Below are 21,261 nucleotides of genomic sequence, written 5' to 3' on the forward strand. Positions count from 1 at the left end.
GGAGGGCACCATGTCCGAGATGATCACGGTTCCGCTCGCCGACGGCGAGGTCCTCGAGGTCTACATCCCCCGTCCGGCGGGCGCGCCGATCGGCGGACTGGTCCTCATCCACGAGATCTGGGGTCTGGTCGGACATTTCTGTCGGACATATCTTGACGTGGCCGACCGTTTCGCGACCGAGGGCTGGCTGGTCGCGGCGCCCGGCATCCTCAGCCGTGGCGGCGTCGCTCCGGCGCTGGGCGCGGAGCTCTTCGCGGCGATGAACAGCGGCGATGAGGAGGCCGCAGTCCCCGCCATTCGCAGCGCACGATGTCATCGCCTGCGCGGCTCGCGGTCGCGCCCGTGACCTCGACACTGACGAGCGATTTGCGGATGCCGCGGCCCGGCCGCTATCGTCGGCGCATGCCTTCGGCGACCCAGGGACTCCCGACGCTCGTTCCGAGCGCCGTTCCCGCGCGCCGACGCCGTCTGGGCGAGCGCCGACTCTAGGCGACCCCCGCACGCCGTCCTGTCATGGACCGTCGCGAGTGGGCGTCGCCGTCTCCGGCCCTCAGCCCCAGACTCTAAGGTGGAATCCATGACATATTCGGTCGCCGTCTCCGGCGCATCCGGCTATGCGGGCGGCGAGATCCTGCGGATCCTCGCCGCGCATCCCGACGTCGAGATCCGCACCGTGACCGCGCACTCCAACGCGGGACAGCCGCTCATCCAGCATCAGCCCCACCTGCGCTCCCTCGCCCACCTGACCCTCGCCGAGACCTCGCCCGAGGTGCTCGCCGGTCACGACATCGTCTTCCTGGCGCTGCCGCACGGCCAGTCGGGGCAGTACACCGACGCTCTCGGCGACACGCCCCTCGTGATCGACGCAGGCGCCGACCACCGGCTCGAGTCGGTGGCCGACTGGGATCGCTTCTACGGCGGCGACTTCCACGAGCCGTGGGTCTACGGCGTCCCCGAGCTTCCGGTGGCAGGTGCGACGCAGCGCGAACGGCTCGTCGGGGCGTCCCGCATCGCCGCGCCCGGCTGCAACGCCTCCACCGTCTCCCTGTCGCTCGCGCCGGGTGTCGCCGCCGGCGTGATCGACCCCTCCGACATCGTGACGGTGCTGGCGGTCGGGCCCTCGGGCGCCGGCAAGAGTCTCAAGACGAATCTGCTGGCTGCCGAGATCCTCGGGTCCGCCAACCCCTACGCCGTGGGCGGCTCCCACCGGCACATCCCCGAGATCCGCCAAGCGCTTGCCGCCGCACGCTCGTCGGACGCCGAACAGAGCACCACCGCCGACGAGGGCATCCGCATCTCCTTCACCCCGGTGCTGGTGCCGATGTCGCGGGGCATCCTCGCGACCTCCACGGCGCCGATCGCGCCGGGGGCGACCGACGACGAGATCCGCGGCGCGTGGGAGTCGGCGTACGGCGACGAGACCTTCGTGCAGCTGCTGCCCGCCGGCCAGTTCCCGCGCACCGCCGATGTGCTGGGCGCGAACACCGCGCTGATGGGTCTCGCGATCGACCGCGCGGCGAACCGCGTGACCGTCGTGACGGCGGTCGACAACCTCGTCAAGGGCACGGCCGGAGCCGCCGTGCAGTCCATGAACATCGCGCTGGGGCTCGCCGAGGGCACCGCGCTGACCGTGAACGGAGTCGCGCCGTGAGCGTCACAGCGCCCCAGGGATTCGAGGCGGCCGGCGTCGCCGTCGGACTCAAGTCGACCGGCAAGCCCGATGTGGCCGTGGTCGTCAACCGCGGACCGCTCAAGGTCGGCGCCGCGGTGTTCACCAGCAACCGCGCGAAGGCGAACCCGATCCTGTGGTCGCAGGAGGTCGTCCGCGACGGCGTGGTGGAGGCGGTCGTCCTCAACTCGGGCGGAGCCAACTGCTTCACCGGATCCTTCGGCTTCCAGACCACGCACCAGACGGCCGAGAGGGCCGCCGAGCTCCTGGCCGTGAGCGCGGGCGACATCCTGGTGTGCTCGACGGGGCTGATCGGCACCGGTGACGAGGCGTTCCGCGCGAAGGTGCTCGCGGGCACCGAGCAGGGCATCGCCGAGCTCTCCGCGGACGGCGGGGAAGCGGCATCCCTCGCCATCATGACCACGGATTCGAAGCCGAAGCGCTCCGTCGCGACCGGCGACGGCTGGTCGATCGGCGGCATGGCGAAGGGCGCCGGGATGCTGGCGCCCGGCCTCGCGACGATGCTGGTGGTCATCACGACCGACGCCGTCCTCGACGCGGCGCAGGCCGACGCCGTGCTGCGCGCCGCCACGGGTCGCACTTTCGACCGACTGGACTCGGACGGCTGCACGTCGACGAACGACCAGGTCACGCTCATGGTCAGCGGGGCATCGGGCGTCACCCCAGACCCCGACGCGTTCGCCGCCGCGCTCGCCGACGTCTGCCAGGACCTCGCCCGGCAGCTGCAGGGCGACGCCGAGGGCGCGAGCCACGACATCACGATCGAGGTCATCAACGCCGCCTCGGAGGACGACGCGGTGGAGGTCGGCCGGTCGGTCGCCCGGAACAACCTCTTCAAGGCCGCCATCTTCGGCAACGATCCGAACTGGGGCCGCGTGCTCGCCGCGATCGGCACGACCGCAGCCGCGTTCGACCCGTACGACGTCGACGTGTGGATGAACGGCGTCCGCGTGTGCAGCGCCGGAGGCCCCGACGCCCCGCGCGAAGCCGTCGACCTCACGCCCCGGGCGACGCACCTCGTGATCGACCTGAAGGTCGGCGCGGCGACGGCGACGATCCTCACCAACGACCTCACGCACGACTACGTCCACGAGAACAGCGCCTACTCCTCATGACCGACCTGCAAGAGACCGATCCCGGCGAAGCCAGCGCCCGGGCGGTGACTCTCATCGAGTCGCTGCCCTGGCTCAAGCGCTTCCGCGACCAGATCGTCGTCGTGAAGTACGGCGGCAACGCGATGGTGTCGGAGGAGCTGCAGGATGCCTTCGCCGCCGACATCGCCTACCTCCGGTACGTCGGGGTGAAGCCCGTCGTCGTGCACGGCGGCGGCCCGCAGATCTCGTCGATGCTCGACCGTCTCGCGATCCCGAGCGAGTTCAAGGGCGGCTACCGCGTCACCTCGACCGAGGCGATCTCGGTGGTGCGCATGGTGCTCACCGGGCAGATCAACCCGCAGCTCGTGTCGAAGATCAACGCCCACGGCCCGGTCGCGACCGGACTCAGCGGTGAGGACGCCGGCCTCTTCGGCGGCCGCCGCCGCGGCGTCGTCATCGAGGGCGTCGAGCACGACCTGGGCCGCGTCGGCGACGTCGTCGAGGTCGACCCCCAGCCGGTGCTCGATCAGATCGAAGCGGGCCGCATCCCCGTGGTCTCGAGCATCGCCCCCGACCTCGACCACCCGGGACATTCCCTGAACGTGAACGCGGATGCCGCAGCATCCGCTCTCGCCGTCGCACTCGGTGCGGCGAAGCTCGTGGTGCTCACCGACGTCGCGGGGCTGTATGCCGACTGGCCCCACCGCGACTCGCTGGTGTCGCACCTGACCTCGACGGAGCTGAAGGCGATGCTGCCGACGCTCGAGTCGGGCATGATCCCGAAGATGGCGGCGTGCCTGGAGGCCGTCGAAGGCGGCGTCGAGACCGCGGCCATCATCGACGGGCGGGTGCCGCATTCGGTGCTCGTGGAGGTCTTCACCAGCAAGGGAATCGGAACAGAGGTGGTGCTCGGATGACGTGGCAGGACGATGCGGGGCGCGACCTCGTGAAGAGCTTCGGAGCTCGAATGCAGATGTTCGTGCGGGGTGAGGGGTCCTACCTGTGGGACGCCGAGGGCAAGCGCTACCTGGACTTTCTCGCCGGGATCGCGGTCGACTCGCTCGGCCACGCGCACCCGGTGTTCGTCGACGCGATAACGACGCAGGCCGCGACGCTCGCGCACGTGTCGAACTACTTCGCGACACCGCCGCAGCTCGCGCTCGCCGCGACCCTGAAGCGACTCGCCGGCACAGGCGACTCCGGCCGCGTGTACTTCGGAAACTCGGGCGCCGAGGCGAACGAGGCGGCGTTCAAGCTCGCTCGCCTCCACGGCGGAACCGAGCGGCCCCGCATCCTCGCGCTGACCGATGCCTTCCACGGCCGGACCATGGGCACGCTCGCCCTCACCGGCAAGCCGTACATGCAGGAGCCCTTCCTGCCGATGACTCCGGGCGTCGAGTTCATCGACTCGACCGTCGAGGCACTGGAGGCCGCGATCGACGACCGCGTCGCGGCGCTGTTCGTCGAGCCCGTCAAGGGCGAGGCCGGCGTGCTGCCTCTGCCGGAGGGCTACCTGGCCGCGGCCCGCGAGATCACCGAGCGCCACGGTGCGCTGCTCATCATCGACGAGATCCAGACGGGCGCCGGTCGCACGGGGGAGTGGTTCGCCTTCCAGCACGACGGCATCACCCCCGACGCGATCACGGTCGCCAAGGGCATCGGCGGCGGCTTCCCGATCGGTGCGCTGATCACCTTCGGCAGCGCGAGCGAGCTCTTCTATCCGGGCACCCACGGCTCGACCTTCGGCGGCAACGCACTCGGCACCGCCGTCGCGGGCGCCGTGCTCGGCGAGATCGAGCGGGCAGAGCTGGTGCGCAACGCCGCGGAGCGCGGCGCCCAGCTGCGCGCGGCGATCGAGGGCATCGATTCGGATCTGCTCGACGGATGCCGCGGCTCGGGCCTGCTGATCGGCATCGGGCTGAAGCATCCTGTCTCGAAGGCCCTCGTGGCCGCCGCGCAGGAGCACGGACTCGTGATCAACGCCCCGAACGACGAGACGATCCGCCTCGTCCCCGCCCTCACGATCGGCGACGTCGAGATCGACGAGTTCATCGAGCTGTTCACCGCTTCGCTGCGCACCGTCGAGGACGCGCTCGTGCTCGATGCTCCGACGGAGGTTCCCGCATGACCCGCCATCTGCTGCGCGACGACGACCTGACTCAGGCCGAGCAGGACGAGATCCTCGACCTCGCGGTGTCGCTCAAGAAGGACCGCTGGAAGCTCAAGCCCCTCGAGGGCCCGCAGACGGTCGCCGTGATCTTCGACAAGTCGTCCACTCGCACGCGCGTGTCGTTCGCGGTCGGCATCGCCGACCTGGGCGGCTCACCGCTCATCATCTCGACGGCGAACAGCCAGCTCGGCGGCAAGGAGACGCCGGCCGACACGGCCCGCGTGCTGGAGCGCCAGGTGGCGGCCATCGTCTGGCGCACGTACGCTCAGGCGGGGCTCGAGCAGATGGCGGAGGGCACGCGGGTGCCCGTCGTCAACGCGCTGAGCGACGACTTCCACCCGTGCCAGCTGCTCGCCGACCTGCTCACCATCAAGGAGCACAAGGGCGACCTGACCGGTCTGACGCTCGCGTTCTTCGGGGACGGCAAGTCGAACATGGCCCACTCTTACGTGCTCGCCGGCGTGACCGCCGGGATGCACGTGCGCGTCGCGTCACCGGAGGCCTACGCGCCGCGCGACGACGTGCTCGTCGACGCGGACCGCCGCGCCGCCGAGACGGGCGGATCGGTCACCCTCTACACCGACGCGAACGAGGCGGCGGCCGGTGCCGATGTCATCGTGACGGACACATGGGTGTCGATGGGCAAGGAGGAGGAGAAGCTCGAGCGCCTGCGCGACCTCGGCGGGTACAAGGTGACCCAGGAGCTGATGGGGCTCGCGAAGAACGACGCGATCTTCATCCACTGCCTCCCCGCCGACCGCGGCTACGAGGTCGACGCCGAGGTGATCGACGGTCCGCAGAGCGTCGTGTGGGACGAGGCGGAGAACCGCCTCCACGCCCAGAAGGCCCTGCTCGTGTGGCTCCTCCGCCAGGACTGAGAGCACCGGGTCGGTGAGCGGGCGAGGGGCGAGCGAGACACAGCGCATCACGCCACCCGCCGACGGCTGGCTCACCACGCGCTGGGAGCGTCTGAACGGCCCCGCCCGCATCGGCGGCGTCGATCTCGCCCGCGGGCTGGCCGTGCTCGGCATGTTCGCCGCCCACCTGCTCTGGATCACCGAGCCCTTCGCCGTGCTCGACCCCGGAACGTGGGTCGCCGTCGTGTCGGGCCGTTCCTCGATCCTGTTCGCGACGCTCGCGGGCGTCTCGATCGGGCTCGTGACCGGCGGGCGCTCCGCGCTCACGGGCGACGCGATGAACACCGCGCGGGGCAGGCTCGCGGTCCGGGCGGGACTGCTCTGGGTCCTCGGCATCCTGCTCATCGCCACGGGCGTGCCGGTGTTCGTGATCCTTCCGGCGTACGCCCTCATGTTCCTCCTGGCGCTCCCGCTGACGTCGCTTCCGGCGCGCGTTCTCCTCCCGCTCGCGGGCGCGCTGGCCCTCTTCCTGCCGTTCGTGCAGGTCGTCCTCGACGCCCTCCCGTTCTGGAGCTCCCCGCTCGGAGAGCCGGTGTCTCTCGGCCTGGGCTGGCACTACCCGTTCCTGACCTGGATCGCCTTCGTCGTCGCCGGCCTCGGCGTCGCCCGTGCCGGCGTCACCCGGCTGCGGGTGCAGGTCTGGCTCGTCGTCGCCGGCGTCCTGCTCGCGGCAGTCGGGTACGGGCTCGGCGCGGCGAACGGCTCGGATCCCGATGCCGAGGCCGCGTCGTACCTCGGGGCGCTCTGGACCGTGCGGCCGCACTCGACCGGCCTGCTGGAGGTGATCGGCTCCGGCGGCTTCGCGCTCGCCGTGTTGGGGCTGTGCCTTCTCGCCTGCCGGACCGTGCTCGTGTGGGTCGCGCTGCCCCTTCGGGCGGTCGGCGCGATGCCGCTCACCGCCTACACGCTGCAACTCGTGGTGTGGGCCGTCGTCGCCGCGGCGGTGCTCGACCGGGTCGGCGACCTCGTCGGCTTCCGCGCTCTCGAGCCGTTCTGGCCGCTCACCATCGGCACCGTAGCGCTGTGCACGGCGTGGGCTCTCCTCGTCGGCCGCGGCCCGCTCGAGACGCTGCTCGACACCGCCTCGCGCTTCGCCGTCCCTGCCGATCGACGGCGATGACACGGCGGCGTCGTGGTCGGTGACGCGTCGGTAGGCTGGTCGAGTGAGTGAATCGAAGGGCGACGGCACCAACGAAGGCGCACTGTGGGGAGCCCGTTTCTCGACGGGACCGTCCCCGGAGCTGGCGGAACTGAGCCGATCGACCCATTTCGACTGGGATCTCGCGCTGTATGACATCGCCGGTTCCCACGCGCACGCCAAGGCGCTCGCCGCGGCGGGGTATCTCACCGTCGACGAAGAGAGAGCCATGCACGAGGGTCTCGATGAGCTCGCGCGGGGCGTGACCGAGGGGACGCTTCGGCCCGCGCAATCGGACGAAGACGTCCACGGCGCACTCGAGCAGGCGCTGATCGGTGTCGTCGGCGCTGAACTCGGCGGCAAGCTGCGCGCCGGCCGCAGCCGGAACGACCAGATCGCGACGCTGGTGCGCATGTACCTGCTCGACCACTCGCGCACGATCGCCCGCGAGATCCTCCGCCTCGTCGATGCGCTCGTGGCGCAGGCCGACGCGCACCCCGACGCGATCCTGCCGGGCCGTACCCACCTGCAGCATGCGCAGCCCGTGCTCCTCGCCCACCACCTGCAGGCCCACGCGTGGCCGCTCGTGCGCGACCTGGAGCGCCTGCGCGACTGGTCGGCACGCGCGGCGGTGTCGCCGTACGGCGGCGGCGCGCTCGCCGGTTCGACCCTCGGGCTCGATCCGCAGCTCGTCGCGCGCGAGCTCGGACTCGATCGTCCCGCCGAGAACTCGCTCGACGGCACGTCCTCGCGCGACGTGGTCGCCGAGTTCGCGTTCGTCACAGCCATGATCGGCATCGATGTCTCGCGGTTTGCGGAGGAGATCATCCTCTGGAACACGCGAGAGTTCGGCTTCGTGACGCTCGACGACGGCTACTCGACGGGTTCGAGCATCATGCCGCAGAAGAAGAACCCCGACATCGCCGAGCTCGCGCGCGGAAAGACGGGGCGGCTCATCGGCAACCTCAGCGGACTGCTCGCGACCCTCAAGGCACTCCCTCTCGCGTACAACCGCGACCTGCAGGAGGACAAGGAGCCGGTGTTCGACTCGGTGCGCACCCTCGAGACCGTGCTGCCTGCGTTCGCAGGCATGGTCGCGACGATGCGCTTCCACACCGAGCGGATGGCGGCGCTCGCGCCGCAGGGTTTCTCGCTCGCGACCGACGTCGCCGAGTGGCTCGTGAAGCGGGGCGTCCCGTTCCGCGACGCGCACGAGATCTCGGGCCACCTGGTCCGGGTGTGCGAGGAGAACGGCCTCGAGCTGGACGAGGTCTCAGACGCTCAATTGGCGGGCGTCTCGGCTCACCTCACGCCCGAGGTGCGCGAGGTGCTGAGCGTGGAGGGCTCGGTCGCGAGTCGCACCGGCGCCGGCGGTACCGCTCCCGTCCGGGTCGCCGAACAGCGGGCGGAACTGGTCCAGCGCGTGCAGGACGCCGCGCACTCCCTCGGTCTCTAGTCTCAGCCGCGATGGTGCCTCGCGATCACCAGATCGCGAGACGCACCAGGGCCGCGACGACGCACGCCCACACCAGGCTCGCGAGTGTGCCGATGATGAAGCGCTCACGCGCTTCGGCAGTCGCGAGCTCCGAGAACCGGCCGATGCCTTTGACCGCCACGACCACGGCGATCGCCTCGGGGAACCCCGCGACGATGCCGAGCGTCACCGCCACGCGCTCGAGGTAGCCGATCGTGGTTCCGCCGCGCATCACCTCGCGCACCGCGCCCTCGCCGGCGACGGCTCCCGGGACTGCGGGAGCGCGCAGGAGGATGCCGCCGTTGTCGCCCTCTTCGACGCGCCCGTGGCTCGCGATCTCGAGGATGCGGCGGGTGATCGGGTTGCCGCCGAGCACGCCGAGGGCTGTACCGAGCATGGCGATGCCCAGGCCGAGCAGGAGCGGCACGTTCACCGGCGACACCGTCACGGCGAGCAGGCACAGGACGACCAGCACGGCCGCGACGATGAGGGGGATGGTCGTCGGCTTGCGAAGACTGATCACCACCAGTACGAGCGCCCCACAGAGCGCGAGGAGCAGGAAGATCGTGAGCGCGGCCACGAGGATCACGTCCGGGGAGACCATGGCGTCAGTCTGGCACGGGCCGCGGACTCAGCCGGGCGAGCACGCGGGCGAGCGCGGGCAGAGCGGCCTCCTCGGTGCGCAGGCCTGCCGACTTCACACGGAGGCTCACGGCGCCCTCCGAGATGCCGAGGCGTGCGGCGGCCTCGCGTTGCGTGATCCCTTCGGCGAGCAGGTCGTATACCTCCCATCCTTCGGCAGTGCGCCGATCGCGCAGTTCCACCAGCAGACGCACGAGCGCCTCGGCGTCGGCCCCGCCGTCGGGCGCCGTGATCGCGATGCGGGTGGCGGCTTTCTTCGCGCGGTCCACGGCGTCGCGGGCGTTCACGAAGGCCTCGCCGCGCGCGGCCCGGACGCTGTCGGGCAGGGGCGACTCGACCTCCCCGACGCCGACGCCGACGCTCCACTGGCCCGAACGGGTCAAATCGAGCACGATCGCCAGCAACGCCTCGGCGTCAGCGACCGCGACCTGCACCTCATCGCCCGCGGTGCGCTCGGGGGCGAGTGCGATCCCCTGACTCCCGTGCGCGTGGACGGAGGCCACGGCGGCGGGCACGAGGTCTGCGCCGCTGCGACTGTCGCGCTGGTCGCTGGTGATGACGAACATCGGCGATCCTTATGTGTGAGAACTTAAGTGTGGCCTAGTTTAGCCTACACACTTCAGTCGAACAAGCTTGGAAGCTAAAGAAGGGCAGCATTAAGTCCTGAGGCTTGAACTGTGTTGGCGTGTGTCTGCTGCCAGCGCCGGAGGAGCGAGCAGGCTCGGCACAGGCGGGACGAGGCATCCGTCGCTGATAGCCTGGCGGGCGTGTCTGAAACCGTCGTGAGCGCGACCGCGCCCGCGATCGACCCCGCGTTCGAGAATGTGTGGGACGAGATCGTGTGGCGTGGGCTCGTACATGTGTCCACCGATCAGGAGGCGCTGCGCGCCCTTCTCGCCGGGGACCCGATCACGTATTACTGCGGCTTCGACCCGACCGCCCCGAGCCTGCACCTCGGCAACCTCGTGCAGCTGCTGACCATGCGCCGCCTGCAGCTGGCCGGCCACAAACCCCTCGGCCTCGTCGGCGGCTCGACCGGCCTCGTCGGCGACCCGCGTCCTTCTGCGGAGCGCACCCTCAACACGCGCGAGACGGTCGCCGAATGGGTCGGCTACCTGCGCTCGCAGGTCGAGCGGTTCCTGAGCTTCGAGGGCGACAACGCGGCACGCATCGTCAACAACCTCGATTGGACCGCGCCCATGAGCGCGATCGATTTCCTGCGCGAGATCGGCAAGCACTACCGCGTGGGCACGATGCTCAAGAAGGACGCGGTCGCTGCGCGCCTCAACTCCGAGGCCGGCATCAGCTACACCGAGTTCAGCTACCAGATCCTGCAGGGGATGGACTACCTCGAGCTCTATCGCCAGTACGGCTGCGTGCTGCAGACCGGCGGCAGCGACCAGTGGGGCAACCTCACCAGCGGAACCGATCTCATCCACCGCGTCGAGGGCGTCTCGGTGCACGCGATCGGCACGCCGCTGATCACCAACAGCGACGGCACGAAGTTCGGCAAGAGCGAGGGCAATGCGATCTGGCTGGATGCCGCGATGTGCAGCCCGTACCGGATGTATCAGTTCTGGCTCAACACGGATGACGCCGACGTGATCCAGCGCCTGAAGATCTTCACGTTCCTGACGCGCGCCGAGATCGAGGAGTACGAGCGCCTCGTCGCCGACGAGCCGTTCCGTCGCGCCGCGCAGAAGCGCCTGGCTCTCGAGGTCACGGCTTTCGTGCACGGCACGGATGCTGCCGCCGCCGTGATCGCCGCCTCTGAGGCTCTCTTCGGCCACGGCGACCTCGCAGCGCTCGACGCGACGACGCTGCGCCATGCGCTCGAGGAGCTGCCCAACGCGACGGTCGCGACGGGTACCAACGTCGTGCAGGCGCTCGTCGACACGGGGCTCGTCTCGAGTCTCTCGGAGGGCCGCCGTGCGATCGCGCAGGGCGGTGTGTCGCTGGACGGAGCGAAGGTCGAGGACGAATCGGCGACCGTGTCGGGCGCGCTTCCCGGCGGAGTCTCGGTGCTGCGGCGCGGCAAGAAGACCCTCGCGGGCGTGTTCGTCGGCTGACGCCCCGTGACGACCGGCGTGGCTCGGCGGGTAGACGGCTGACGAATGCCCTTCACCCCGAGCCACGCCGTCGTCGCACTGCCGTTCGTGCGGACGCCGCTGGTGCCGGCGGCGATGGCGATCGGGGCGATGGCGCCGGACCTGCCGCTCTTCGTCCGCGGGCTGCCGCTGCACTACGGTGTGACTCACGCGCTCGCCTGGCTTCCGCTGACGACCCTGCTGGCGCTCGTCCTGCTGCTGGTCTGGCGCTGCGTGCTGCGCCCCGCCGCGCGTGAGCTGTCGCCGCGATGGTTGGCGGTGCGGCTGCCGGGGGAGTGGAACGCCGGCGCCGGCGACGCGGCCCGCGCGACCCTCGCGATCGATGAGGTCCCGCCCTCGCGAGTGTCGTGGAGTCGGATGCTGTTGCTCGTCCTCTCGCTCGCGATCGGAGTCGCGAGCCACATCGTGTGGGACCTGTTCACCCATGAAGGCCGGTGGGGGACGACGGATCCCGGCACTCGAATCCGAGTGGGGCCCGCTCCCGGGTTTCAGATGGCTGCAGCACGGCTCGAGCGTCATCGGGCTCGTGATCATCGGGATCTGGATGCTGGTGTGGCTGGTGCGCCGTGAGCCTGAGGCCTCCGTGAATCGTGTTCTGCCCGATCCGGTGCGATGGACGTGGTGGCTGGCGCTGCCGCTCGTGCTGGTCATCGCCTGGGCCTGGGGGCTCAGCGTCTTCGGTCCCCTCGACGTGGGGTTCACGGTCGCGCATCTCGGCTACCGGGTGCTGCCGCCGGCTTGTGCAGTCTGGGGGGCGGCCACGATCGTCCTGGGCATCGTGGTCCAGGACCTCAGACGACAGTCGCTCGCGGAACGACCCGGCTCGGCCTCCGACTGACGTCCGCACCAGGGACGGACCCTGCGTCGCGTGGGGCCAGGGTCGCTGCTGCGAGACCACTCGCGCGTACGCCGTCGCCATGGACGAAGAGCGCTCCGGAGCCGCGGAGTGGGTGCCGCCCGCGCCGGTCGGATCCAGGATCAGTCTCTCCAGGCGGCAGGGACACATCGCCAGCAGGTGTAGCTCACCACCGCCGTGAAGCACATCCGATCGGAGGACCGCTCTGGGCCGGGCCGGCAAGATCGGGCAGGAGCGCGGGACGCCGATCGATCGCGGAGGACGCGCGGTGGTTGCCACGATCCATCCGCCGGTGCGCCTGAGACTTCGCGAGGCCGCGGAGCGGGCGCTGGCGATCGCGGGACCGGCCGGCGATCTCCCTCTCGCGGACGCGATCGTTCGAGAGGCGAGTACCGCGTGATTCCGGGGCTGCGGACCGGCGACACGCCCGGGATGCGGCCCCGATTCGACGAGGCCCTGGGACGCACGTAAAGTATTACTTGTTCGCCCCACAGGGAAGCGGAGAGGCCGAGAGCCTTACCCCCCTCAAGCGGAGAACCACCCCCTTCCTTTCGCACTCATCACGAGCGCGCCCGCATGCGGGACGAGGATGGGGTTCCTGCCCCGGAGACCGCGGTCGCCGACGAGCCAGATGATTCGAAGATCACGGCGTGTCGGTTTTGACAGACGGATCGGGCGGGATAAGATAGTGAAGTTGCCCAGCCGGGGCGCGAATCGCGAGATTCGAAGCTGGTTGGTGCGTCCGATCTTTGAGAACTCAACAGCGTGCACTTGTCAAATGCCAATTTTTTTCTCTGTCGGCCAGTTTTTCTGGTTGGTGGGGGTCTTTTTTGGATCAATTCATGGATGTCAGTTTGATATTCGTTTTTGGTCATGGTTGAACTCGCTGCTTCTTCATCGTTTTCCCGGTGGGTTGTGGCATTCATTTTTTATGGAGAGTTTGATCCTGGCTCAGGATGAACGCTGGCGGCGTGCTTAACACATGCAAGTCGAACGGTGAAGCCCCGCTTGCGGGGTGGATCAGTGGCGAACGGGTGAGTAACACGTGAGCAACCTGCCCTGGACTCTGGGATAAGCGCTGGAAACGGCGTCTAATACTGGATATGAGCCTCTTCCGCATGGTGGGGGTTGGAAAGATTTTTTGGTCTGGGATGGGCTCGCGGCCTATCAGCTTGTTGGTGAGGTAATGGCTCACCAAGGCGTCGACGGGTAGCCGGCCTGAGAGGGTGACCGGCCACACTGGGACTGAGACACGGCCCAGACTCCTACGGGAGGCAGCAGTGGGGAATATTGCACAATGGGCGGAAGCCTGATGCAGCAACGCCGCGTGAGGGATGACGGCCTTCGGGTTGTAAACCTCTTTTAGCAAGGAAGAAGCGAAAGTGACGGTACTTGCAGAAAAAGCGCCGGCTAACTACGTGCCAGCAGCCGCGGTAATACGTAGGGCGCAAGCGTTATCCGGAATTATTGGGCGTAAAGAGCTCGTAGGCGGTTTGTCGCGTCTGCTGTGAAATCCCGAGGCTCAACCTCGGGCCTGCAGTGGGTACGGGCAGACTAGAGTGCGGTAGGGGAGATTGGAATTCCTGGTGTAGCGGTGGAATGCGCAGATATCAGGAGGAACACCGATGGCGAAGGCAGATCTCTGGGCCGTAACTGACGCTGAGGAGCGAAAGGGTGGGGAGCAAACAGGCTTAGATACCCTGGTAGTCCACCCCGTAAACGTTGGGAACTAGTTGTGGGGTCCTTTCCACGGATTCCGTGACGCAGCTAACGCATTAAGTTCCCCGCCTGGGGAGTACGGCCGCAAGGCTAAAACTCAAAGGAATTGACGGGGACCCGCACAAGCGGCGGAGCATGCGGATTAATTCGATGCAACGCGAAGAACCTTACCAAGGCTTGACATACACGAGAACACCCTAGAAATAGGGGACTCTTTGGACACTCGTGAACAGGTGGTGCATGGTTGTCGTCAGCTCGTGTCGTGAGATGTTGGGTTAAGTCCCGCAACGAGCGCAACCCTCGTTCTATGTTGCCAGCACGTAATGGTGGGAACTCATGGGATACTGCCGGGGTCAACTCGGAGGAAGGTGGGGATGACGTCAAATCATCATGCCCCTTATGTCTTGGGCTTCACGCATGCTACAATGGCCGGTACAAAGGGCTGCAATACCGTGAGGTGGAGCGAATCCCAAAAAGCCGGTCCCAGTTCGGATTGAGGTCTGCAACTCGACCTCATGAAGTCGGAGTCGCTAGTAATCGCAGATCAGCAACGCTGCGGTGAATACGTTCCCGGGTCTTGTACACACCGCCCGTCAAGTCATGAAAGTCGGTAACACCTGAAGCCGGTGGCCCAACCCTTGTGGAGGGAGCCGTCGAAGGTGGGATCGGTAATTAGGACTAAGTCGTAACAAGGTAGCCGTACCGGAAGGTGCGGCTGGATCACCTCCTTTCTAAGGAGCACCTGGACCCTTTCGGGGGTTGTAGGACCCAGTACCACACCGACTGTGTGTGGCTGGGGCTCATGGGTGGAACATTTGACATGGCATCAGCGCGTCTGGTGCCCACTAGTACGCCAGGATTCTTCGGGGTTCGGGTTGGAGGGTGGGTTCTGGTGAGCGGGGTGCCTGCACGCTGTTGGGTCCTGAGGGACCGGACGTCGCATGCTCATCGTTTGGGTGGGGTGTGGTGGCTGACTCTCTGGGCTTCCTTGGCTGCCGGTGGTTGTGCTGGTGGTGGGGGAGTGCCGCCCGTACTTTGAGAACTACACAGTGGACGCGAGCATCTTTGCAAGATGACCCTTCGGGGTTGTTTTGTGTTGATGATCTTAAAGATCATTAGTCAATTTCTGGTCGTATTCCTTTTGGGGAGTGCGTCCGAGTTTTGATTCTCATGTTTTCAAGTCTTTAAGAGCAAACGGTGGATGCCTTGGCATCTGGAGCCGAAGAAGGACGTAGCAATCTGCGATAAGCCTCGGGGAACTGATAAGCAAGTTTTGATCCGAGGGTGTCCGAATGGGGAAACCCCGCTGGGCGGCGTGCCGACCTAGTGACTCCCGCCTGAATATATAGGGCGGGTAGAGGGAACGTGGGGAAGTGAAACATCTCAGTACCCACAGGAAGAGAAAACAACCGTGATTCCGTGAGTAGTGGCGAGCGAAATCGGATCAGGCTAAACCTCATGTGTGTGAGAGCCGGCAGGCGTTGCATGTGGGGGGTTGCGGGACGTTCCTGATCATTCTGCCGAGTGGTCGACGTGACAGAAGCGTATAGACGAACCGTCTTGAAAGGCGGGCCAGAGTGGGTGCCAGCCCCGTAGTCGAAATGCGTGTTCTGGCGTGGAGCGTATCCCAAGTAGCACGGGGCCCGAGAAATCCCGTGTGAATCTGTCAGGACCACCTGATAAGCCTAAATACTCCCAGATGACCGATAGCGGACAAGTACCGTGAGGGAAAGGTGAAAAGTACCCCGGGAGGGGAGTGAAATAGTACCTGAAACCGTTTGCTTACAAACCGTTGGAGCACCCCTGGTAGGTGTGACAGCGTGCCTTTTGAAGAATGAGCCTGCGAGTTAGCGATATGTGGCGAGGTTAACCCGGGTGGGGTAGCCGTAGCGAAAGCGAGTCTGAATAGGGCGATTCAGTCGCATGTCCTAGACCCGAAGCGAAGTGATCTATCCATGGCCAGGCTGAAGCGACGGTAAGACGTCGTGGAGGGCCGAACCCACTTAGGTTGAAAACTGAGGGGATGAGCTGTGGATAGGGGTGAAAGGCCAATCAAACTTCGTGATAGCTGGTTCTCTCCGAAATGCATTTAGGTGCAGCGTTGCGTGTTTCTTGCCGGAGGTAGAGCTACTGGATGGCCGATGGGCCCTACAAGGTTACTGACGTCAGCCAAACTCCGAATGCCGGTAAGTGAGAGCGCAGCAGTGAGACTGTGGGGGATAAGCTTCATAGTCGAGAGGGAAACAACCCAGACCACCATCTAAGGTCCCTAAGCGCGTGCTAAGTGGGAAAGGATGTGGAGTTGCTTAGACAACCAGGAGGTTGGCTTAGAAGCAGCCACCCTTGAAAGAGTGCGTAATAGCTCACTGGTCAAGTGATTCCGCGCCGACAATGTAACGGGGCTCAAGCACGCCACCGAAGTTGTGGCATTGACATTATTGGTAGGCCTTCGTGGTCCAGCCGTGTTGATGGGTAGGAGAGCGTCGTGTGGCGAGTGAAGCGGCGGGGTGACCCAGCCGTGGACGCTACACGAGTGAGAATGCAGGCATGAGTAGCGAAAGACGTGTGAGAAACACGTCCTCCGAAAGACCAAGGGTTCCAGGGTCAAGCTAATCTTCCCTGGGTAAGTCGGGACCTAAGGCGAGGCCGACAGGCGTAGTCGATGGACAACGGGTTGATATTCCCGTACCGGCGAAGAACCGCCCAAACTAATCCAGTAGTGCTAAGTGTCTGAATCCCGTTGACGGATCCCTTCGGGGTGATGCTTCGGGCCTAGCGCACGACCCCATTCTGGTGCGGTTAGCGTATTAACAGGTGTGACGCAGGAAGGTAGCCCATCCCGGGCGATGGTTGTCCCGGGGCAAGTGCGTAGGCCGAGTCATAGGCAAATCCGTGACTCATACAGGCTGAGACACGATGCGGATGAAAAGTGGGTGATCCTATGCTGCCGAGAAAAGCATCGACGCGAGGTTCTAGCCGCCCGTACCCCAAACCGACTCAGGTGGTCAGGTAGAGAATACCAAGGAGATCGAGAGAATCGTGGTTAAGGAACTCGGCAAAATGCCCCCGTAACTTCGGGAGAAGGGGGGCCATCCGCTTATACCAGCTTGCCTGGAAAAGGGTGTGGTGGCCGCAGAGACTAGTGGGTAGCGACTGTTTACTAAAAACACAGGTCCGTGCCAAGTCGCAAGACGATGTATACGGACTGACGCCTGCCCGGTGCTGGAAGGTTAAGAGGACGGGTTAGCCGCAAGGCGAAGCTCAGAATTTAAGCCCCAGTAAACGGCGGTGGTAACTATAACCATCCTAAGGTAGCGAAATTCCTTGTCGGGTAAGTTCCGACCTGCACGAATGGCGTAACGACTTCCCAACTGTCTCAACCGCGAACTCGGCGAAATTGCAATACGAGTAAAGATGCTCGTTACGCGCAGCAGGACGGAAAGACCCCGTGACCTTTACTACAGCTTGGTATTGGTGTTCGGTGTGGCTTGTGTAGGATAGGTGGGAGACTGTGAAGCGGATACGCCAGTATTCGTGGAGTCATTGTTGAAATACCACTCTGGTCACTCTGGATATCTAACTTCGAACCGTAATCCGGTTCAGGGACAGTGCCTGGTGGGTAGTTTAACTGGGGCGGTTGCCTCCCAAAAAGTAACGGAGGCGCCCAAAGGTTCCCTCAACCTGGTTGGCAATCAGGTGGCGAGTGTAAGTGCACAAGGGAGCTTGACTGTGAGACTGACAGGTCGAGCAGGGACGAAAGTCGGGACTAGTGATCCGGCAGTGGCTTGTGGAAGCGCTGTCGCTCAACGGATAAAAGGTACCTCGGGGATAACAGGCTGATCTTGCCCAAGAGTCCATATCGACGGCATGGTTTGGCACCTCGATGTCGGCTCGTCGCATCCTGGGGCTGGAGTAGGTCCCAAGGGTTGGGCTGTTCGCCCATTAAAGCGGTACGCGAGCTGGGTTTAGAACGTCGTGAGACAGTTCGGTCCCTATCCGCTGCGCGCGTAGGAAGTTTGAGAGGATCTGACCCTAGTACGAGAGGACCGGGTTGGACGAACCTCTGGTGTGCCAGTTGTACTGCCAAGTGCACCGCTGGTTAGCTACGTTCGGGATGGATAACCGCTGAAAGCATCTAAGCGGGAAGCCGGCCTCAAGATGAGACTTCCATACCTTCGGGTGAGAGGCTCCCAGCCAGACTACTGGGTTGATAGGCCAGATGTGGAAGCACGGCAACGTGTGCAGCTGACTGGTACTAATAAGCCGATGACTTGATAACACCAACATTTCTGGTGCTCGCGTCCACTGAGTGGTTCCCGATGTACGGTCGGGAACACAACAAAACATAGACTTTTCACGTTGTGAAGACCTGAAACATCGAAAGAGTTTCGGCGGCCATAGCGAGAGGGAAACGCCCGGTCCCATTCCGAACCCGGAAGCTAAGCCTCTCAGCGCCGATGGTACTGCAGGGGGGACCCTGTGGGAGAGTAGGACACCGCCGGACACCCATTCACGAAATGGCCACCCCCACGGGGTGGCCATTCCGCGTTAACACGGTCGATTGCCGACGTAGACCGCATCCAGGAGGATCGAAGAATGTCAGAGCAGGAGTCGCGCGACGATCGACGCGCGCCACGCGAACGATCCAGCGGAAAGCCCTCGTCGTCCGGTGCCGACCGGAAGCCGTACGCCAAGCGCGACGGCGATCGCAAGCCGTATCCCACGCGCGAGGGTGACCGTCCCTACGCGAAGCGCGATGGCGACCACAAGCCGTATGCGAAGCGCGATGGCGACCGCCCGCCGTATGCGAAGCGCGATGGCGACCGCCCGCCGTATGCGAAGCGCGATGGCGACCGCCCGCCGTATGCGAAGCGCGATGGCGACCGCCCGCCGTATGCGAAGCGCGATGGCGACCGCCCTTACGCGAAGCGCGATGGCGACCACAAGCCGTATGCGAAGCGCGATGGCGACCGCCCGCCGTATGCGAAGCGCGATGGCGACCGCCCGCCGTATGCGAAGCGCGATGGCGACCGCCCGCCGTATGCGAAGCGCGATGGCGACCGCCCTTATGCGAAGCGCGACGGCGACCGCCCTTACGCGAAGCGCGATGGCGACCACAAGCCGTACGCGAAGCGCGACGGCGACCGCCCTTACGCGAAGCGCGATGGCGACCACAAGCCGTACGCGAAGCGCGACGGCGACCGCCAGTATGCGAAGCGCGACGGCGACCACAAGCCGTATGCGAAGCGCGATGGCGACCGCCCGTATGCGAAGCGCGACGGCGACCGCCCGTATGCGAAGCGCGACGGCGACCGCCCGTATGCGAAGCGCGACGGCGACCGCCCGTATGCGAAGCGCGATGGCGACCACAAGCCGTATGCGAAGCGCGATGGCGACCGCCCGCCGTATGCGAAGCGCGATGGCGACCACAAGCCGTCGGACCGCTCTGCACGTCCGACGCGTGGGGGTGCGAACCGCCCCGACCGCGCGGTCCGCGAGGGCGAGATCCGTGCGGTCCGTGCTCGGCACGACGACCCGGTCATCCCCGAGGATGTCACCGGACGCGATCTGCCGCCGGCTGCGCGCAACGAGCTGAAGACCCTGAGCAAGGAGAACGCCGAGGAGGTCGCGCGTCACCTCGTGATGGCGTCCGAGCTGATCGACGAGGACCCAGAGCTGGCGCACCAGCACGCACTTTCGGCGTCCCGCCGTGCCGGGCGTATCGCCGTCGTGCGCGAGACGCTTGCGATCACCGCGTACGCGACAGGTGACTTCGCGCTCGCGTTGCGGGAACTGCGCACCTACCGGCGCATCTCGGGGCGCGACGACCAGATCGCGCTGATGGTCGACAGCGAACGCGGTGTCGGGCGAGCCGATCGGGCGCTCGAAGTCGGCCGTGCCGTCGACCGCTCCACGCTCGAGACGCCCGTGCGCGTCGAACTGGCGATCGCGATGTCGGGTGCCCGTCTCGATCTCGGCGACCCGGAGCGCGCGCTCCAGGAGCTCGACATCCCCGAGCTCGATCCCGATCGTGCGTTCGACTGGAGCCCGGCGCTGTTCGCCGCCCGTGCCGCCGTGCTCGAGGAGCTCGGTCGCACGGACGAAGCCGCGCAGTGGCAGCGTCGCGCGGTGGTCGCCGCCGAGGCGATCGACGCGGCCTCCGGTCTTGACGATCTCGAGACGGTCTTCGTCGAGGAGGTCTTCGAGATGGACCTCGATGACGAAGAGGACGCGGAGGGCCCCCTCGACGAGGCGGACGCACCCGAGGACCTCGACGAGCCGGAGCCTGCCACAACCGCGCCGGAGGAGATCTCCGTCGCCGACGAGGTCTCCGAGATCCTCGCGGAGGCGGGAGTCGACGAGCCCGGCGATGACGAGGCCGCCCACTGATGGCGCTGTTCGGGCGGCGGGCTGGGACGCCCGCCCCGCTCGACGGGGTCGACGTCGTGCTGGCCGACCTCGACGGGGTCGTCTACGCAGGCGCCGGTGCCCTTCCGCACGCGGTCGAGAGCCTCAATCGCGCCCGCGACGGCCGTTCCCTCGCGTACATCACGAACAATGCGGCACGCACGGATGCCTCGGTCGCGGCGCATCTGAGCGAGCTCGGGCTCGCGACGACTCCGCGCGACGTCGTGACCAGCCCGCAGGCCGCGATGCGGCTGCTCGCCGAAAGGATCGCGCCGGGGTCGACGGTGCTCGTCGTCGGTGGCGACGGCCTGGTCGTCGAGGTCGAGAAGGCCGGCTTCGTCGTGACGCGCAGCGCCGACGACGCCCCGTCGGCGGTCGTGCAGGGGTTCGCGCCGGAGGTGGGCTGGACGCAGCTCGCCGAGGCGGCCTTCGCGCTCAAGACGCCCGAAGAGGACGGCGGCATCCCGTGGGTGGCCACGAACACCGACTGGACGATCCCGCAGTCGCGTGGCATCGCTCCCGGCAACGGCACCCTGGTCTCCGCGGTGCACACGGCCGTCGGTCGGCTCGCGACCGTCGCCGGCAAGCCCGAAGTGCCGATCTTCCAGGAAGCCGTCACACGGTTCGAGGCGCAGCATCCGTTGTTCCTGGGCGACCGTCTCGATACCGACATCCTGGGCGCCAACCGTGCCGGAATCTCCTCCGCGCTCGTTCTGACGGGCGTGGACCGACCCAAGCACGTGCTGGCCGCGCCCGAGAACTCGCGGCCGACGTACATCCTCGGCGACCTGCGTGAGCTCCACGAGCCGTACCCCGAGGTGCACGTGAAGGACGGTGTGGCGACGGTGCGGGGCGCACGCGTCGTGATCGACGGTCCCGACGTCCGCATTCTCAGCGAGGGCGATGAGCCGGTCGATCTCGTGCGCGCAGGTGCGGCGGCGATCTGGTCGACCGGGCGGGCGATCTTCGGCTTCCGCGTGCCCGAGCGGCTGTACGCGGATCCGTTCCACCGCCCCTGATCCTCGCCGCGGCGGCCCGGGCGCGC

At 66.5% G+C, this 21,261-nt stretch carries 16 protein-coding genes and 3 rRNA genes; 17 read left to right on the forward strand and 2 right to left on the reverse strand.

Annotation, left to right across the window (positions count from 1 at the left end):
- Positions 1-10: 10 nt before the first annotated feature.
- From MRBLWH3_RS10370 to argH, 8 genes are all read left to right on the forward strand, one after another.
- Positions 11-346, forward strand: coding sequence for a dienelactone hydrolase family protein (locus MRBLWH3_RS10370; RefSeq protein ID WP_363431394.1), 336 nt, complete (start codon positions 11-13; stop codon positions 344-346).
- A gap of 231 nt (positions 347-577) precedes the next feature.
- Positions 578-1,651 (forward strand): N-acetyl-gamma-glutamyl-phosphate reductase, encoded by a 1,074-nt coding sequence (argC, locus tag MRBLWH3_RS10375; RefSeq protein WP_363431397.1) that lies wholly within the window; start codon positions 578-580, stop codon positions 1,649-1,651.
- Positions 1,648-2,805: a bifunctional glutamate N-acetyltransferase/amino-acid acetyltransferase ArgJ gene (gene argJ / locus MRBLWH3_RS10380; RefSeq protein WP_363431400.1), complete on the forward strand. Its 1,158-nt coding sequence runs from the start codon at positions 1,648-1,650 to the stop codon at positions 2,803-2,805. Before argC ends, argJ begins: the two co-directional genes overlap by 4 nt.
- Positions 2,802-3,701: an acetylglutamate kinase gene (gene argB, locus MRBLWH3_RS10385; protein WP_363431403.1), complete on the forward strand. Its 900-nt coding sequence runs from the start codon at positions 2,802-2,804 to the stop codon at positions 3,699-3,701. The genes argJ and argB overlap by 4 nt, the downstream gene beginning before the upstream one ends.
- Entirely contained in the window at positions 3,698-4,912 is a 1,215-nt protein-coding gene (locus tag MRBLWH3_RS10390) for an acetylornithine transaminase (protein ID WP_363431405.1), read from the forward strand. Before argB ends, MRBLWH3_RS10390 begins: the two co-directional genes overlap by 4 nt.
- The gene (gene argF, locus MRBLWH3_RS10395; RefSeq protein ID WP_363431408.1) at positions 4,909-5,832 is read left to right on the forward strand and encodes an ornithine carbamoyltransferase; all 924 of its coding nucleotides are present in this window, start codon (positions 4,909-4,911) and stop codon (positions 5,830-5,832) included. The genes MRBLWH3_RS10390 and argF overlap by 4 nt, the downstream gene beginning before the upstream one ends.
- Positions 5,833-5,845: 13 nt before the next feature.
- Positions 5,846-6,991 carry a heparan-alpha-glucosaminide N-acetyltransferase domain-containing protein gene (locus MRBLWH3_RS10400; protein ID WP_363431411.1) on the forward strand — a complete coding sequence of 382 codons (1,146 nt, stop codon included), beginning with the start codon at positions 5,846-5,848 and terminating at the stop codon, positions 6,989-6,991.
- Positions 6,992-7,034: 43 nt separating this feature from the next.
- Positions 7,035-8,465 carry an argininosuccinate lyase gene (gene argH, locus MRBLWH3_RS10405; RefSeq protein WP_363431414.1) on the forward strand — a complete coding sequence of 477 codons (1,431 nt, stop codon included), beginning with the start codon at positions 7,035-7,037 and terminating at the stop codon, positions 8,463-8,465.
- 25 nt (positions 8,466-8,490) lie between these two features.
- Here argH and MRBLWH3_RS10410 read toward each other — a convergent pair whose 3' ends face one another.
- Both MRBLWH3_RS10410 and MRBLWH3_RS10415 read right to left on the reverse strand, forming a co-directional pair.
- Complete coding sequence (locus MRBLWH3_RS10410; RefSeq protein ID WP_363431417.1) at positions 8,491-9,087, reverse strand: hypothetical protein; 597 nt, start codon at positions 9,085-9,087, stop codon at positions 8,491-8,493.
- Between the two features lie 4 nt (positions 9,088-9,091).
- Complete coding sequence (locus MRBLWH3_RS10415; RefSeq protein ID WP_363431420.1) at positions 9,092-9,691, reverse strand: DNA-binding protein; 600 nt, start codon at positions 9,689-9,691, stop codon at positions 9,092-9,094.
- Positions 9,692-9,892: 201 nt separating this feature from the next.
- Here MRBLWH3_RS10415 and tyrS point away from each other — a divergent pair, with 201 nt between their 5' ends.
- From tyrS to MRBLWH3_RS10460, 9 genes are all read left to right on the forward strand, one after another.
- Positions 9,893-11,194: a tyrosine--tRNA ligase gene (tyrS, locus tag MRBLWH3_RS10420; protein ID WP_363431423.1), complete on the forward strand. Its 1,302-nt coding sequence runs from the start codon at positions 9,893-9,895 to the stop codon at positions 11,192-11,194.
- Positions 11,195-11,239: 45 nt separating this feature from the next.
- The gene (locus MRBLWH3_RS10425) at positions 11,240-11,803 is read left to right on the forward strand and encodes a DUF4184 family protein (RefSeq protein WP_363431426.1); all 564 of its coding nucleotides are present in this window, start codon (positions 11,240-11,242) and stop codon (positions 11,801-11,803) included.
- Positions 11,730-12,071, forward strand: a complete 342-nt coding sequence (locus tag MRBLWH3_RS10430; RefSeq protein WP_363435453.1) for a DUF4184 family protein — start codon at positions 11,730-11,732, stop codon at positions 12,069-12,071. The genes MRBLWH3_RS10425 and MRBLWH3_RS10430 overlap by 74 nt, the downstream gene beginning before the upstream one ends.
- A 286-nt stretch (positions 12,072-12,357) precedes the next feature.
- Entirely contained in the window at positions 12,358-12,489 is a 132-nt protein-coding gene (locus MRBLWH3_RS10435) for a hypothetical protein (protein ID WP_363431428.1), read from the forward strand.
- Positions 12,490-13,017: 528 nt separating this feature from the next.
- Positions 13,018-14,539, forward strand: a 16S ribosomal RNA gene (locus MRBLWH3_RS10440).
- A gap of 443 nt (positions 14,540-14,982) precedes the next feature.
- A 23S ribosomal RNA gene (locus MRBLWH3_RS10445) occupies positions 14,983-18,087 on the forward strand.
- A gap of 108 nt (positions 18,088-18,195) precedes the next feature.
- Positions 18,196-18,312 (forward strand): 5S ribosomal RNA (gene rrf / locus MRBLWH3_RS10450).
- Together the 16S, 23S and 5S rRNA genes form the textbook arrangement of a ribosomal RNA operon.
- 92 nt (positions 18,313-18,404) lie before the next feature.
- Positions 18,405-20,198: a primosomal protein gene (locus MRBLWH3_RS10455; RefSeq protein WP_363431431.1), complete on the forward strand. Its 1,794-nt coding sequence runs from the start codon at positions 18,405-18,407 to the stop codon at positions 20,196-20,198.
- Entirely contained in the window at positions 20,198-21,235 is a 1,038-nt protein-coding gene (locus MRBLWH3_RS10460; protein WP_363431433.1) for an HAD-IIA family hydrolase, read from the forward strand. Before MRBLWH3_RS10455 ends, MRBLWH3_RS10460 begins: the two co-directional genes overlap by 1 nt.
- The last annotated feature ends 26 nt before the right edge of the window (positions 21,236-21,261 follow it).

The sequence above is a fragment of the Microbacterium sp. LWH3-1.2 genome (genome assembly GCF_040675855.1).
Taxonomy (GTDB): Bacteria; Actinomycetota; Actinomycetes; order Actinomycetales; family Microbacteriaceae; genus Microbacterium.

Bases quoted from the DNA above. Each gene is read 5' to 3' on its own strand.
- argC (WP_363431397.1), top strand. From the start codon at position 578: ATGACATATTCGGTCGCCGTCTCCGGCGCATCCGGCTATGCGGGCGGC.
- argB (WP_363431403.1), top strand. From the start codon at position 2,802: ATGACCGACCTGCAAGAGACCGATCCCGGCGAAGCCAGCGCCCGGGCG.
- MRBLWH3_RS10460 (WP_363431433.1), top strand. From the start codon at position 20,198: ATGGCGCTGTTCGGGCGGCGGGCTGGGACGCCCGCCCCGCTCGACGGG.
- MRBLWH3_RS10415 (WP_363431420.1), bottom strand. From the start codon at position 9,691: ATGTTCGTCATCACCAGCGACCAGCGCGACAGTCGCAGCGGCGCAGAC.
- MRBLWH3_RS10410 (WP_363431417.1), bottom strand. From the start codon at position 9,087: ATGGTCTCCCCGGACGTGATCCTCGTGGCCGCGCTCACGATCTTCCTG.
- MRBLWH3_RS10390 (WP_363431405.1), top strand. From the start codon at position 3,698: ATGACGTGGCAGGACGATGCGGGGCGCGACCTCGTGAAGAGCTTCGGA.
- MRBLWH3_RS10455 (WP_363431431.1), top strand. From the start codon at position 18,405: ATGTCAGAGCAGGAGTCGCGCGACGATCGACGCGCGCCACGCGAACGA.
- MRBLWH3_RS10370 (WP_363431394.1), top strand. From the start codon at position 11: ATGTCCGAGATGATCACGGTTCCGCTCGCCGACGGCGAGGTCCTCGAG.
- MRBLWH3_RS10425 (WP_363431426.1), top strand. From the start codon at position 11,240: ATGCCCTTCACCCCGAGCCACGCCGTCGTCGCACTGCCGTTCGTGCGG.
- argF (WP_363431408.1), top strand. From the start codon at position 4,909: ATGACCCGCCATCTGCTGCGCGACGACGACCTGACTCAGGCCGAGCAG.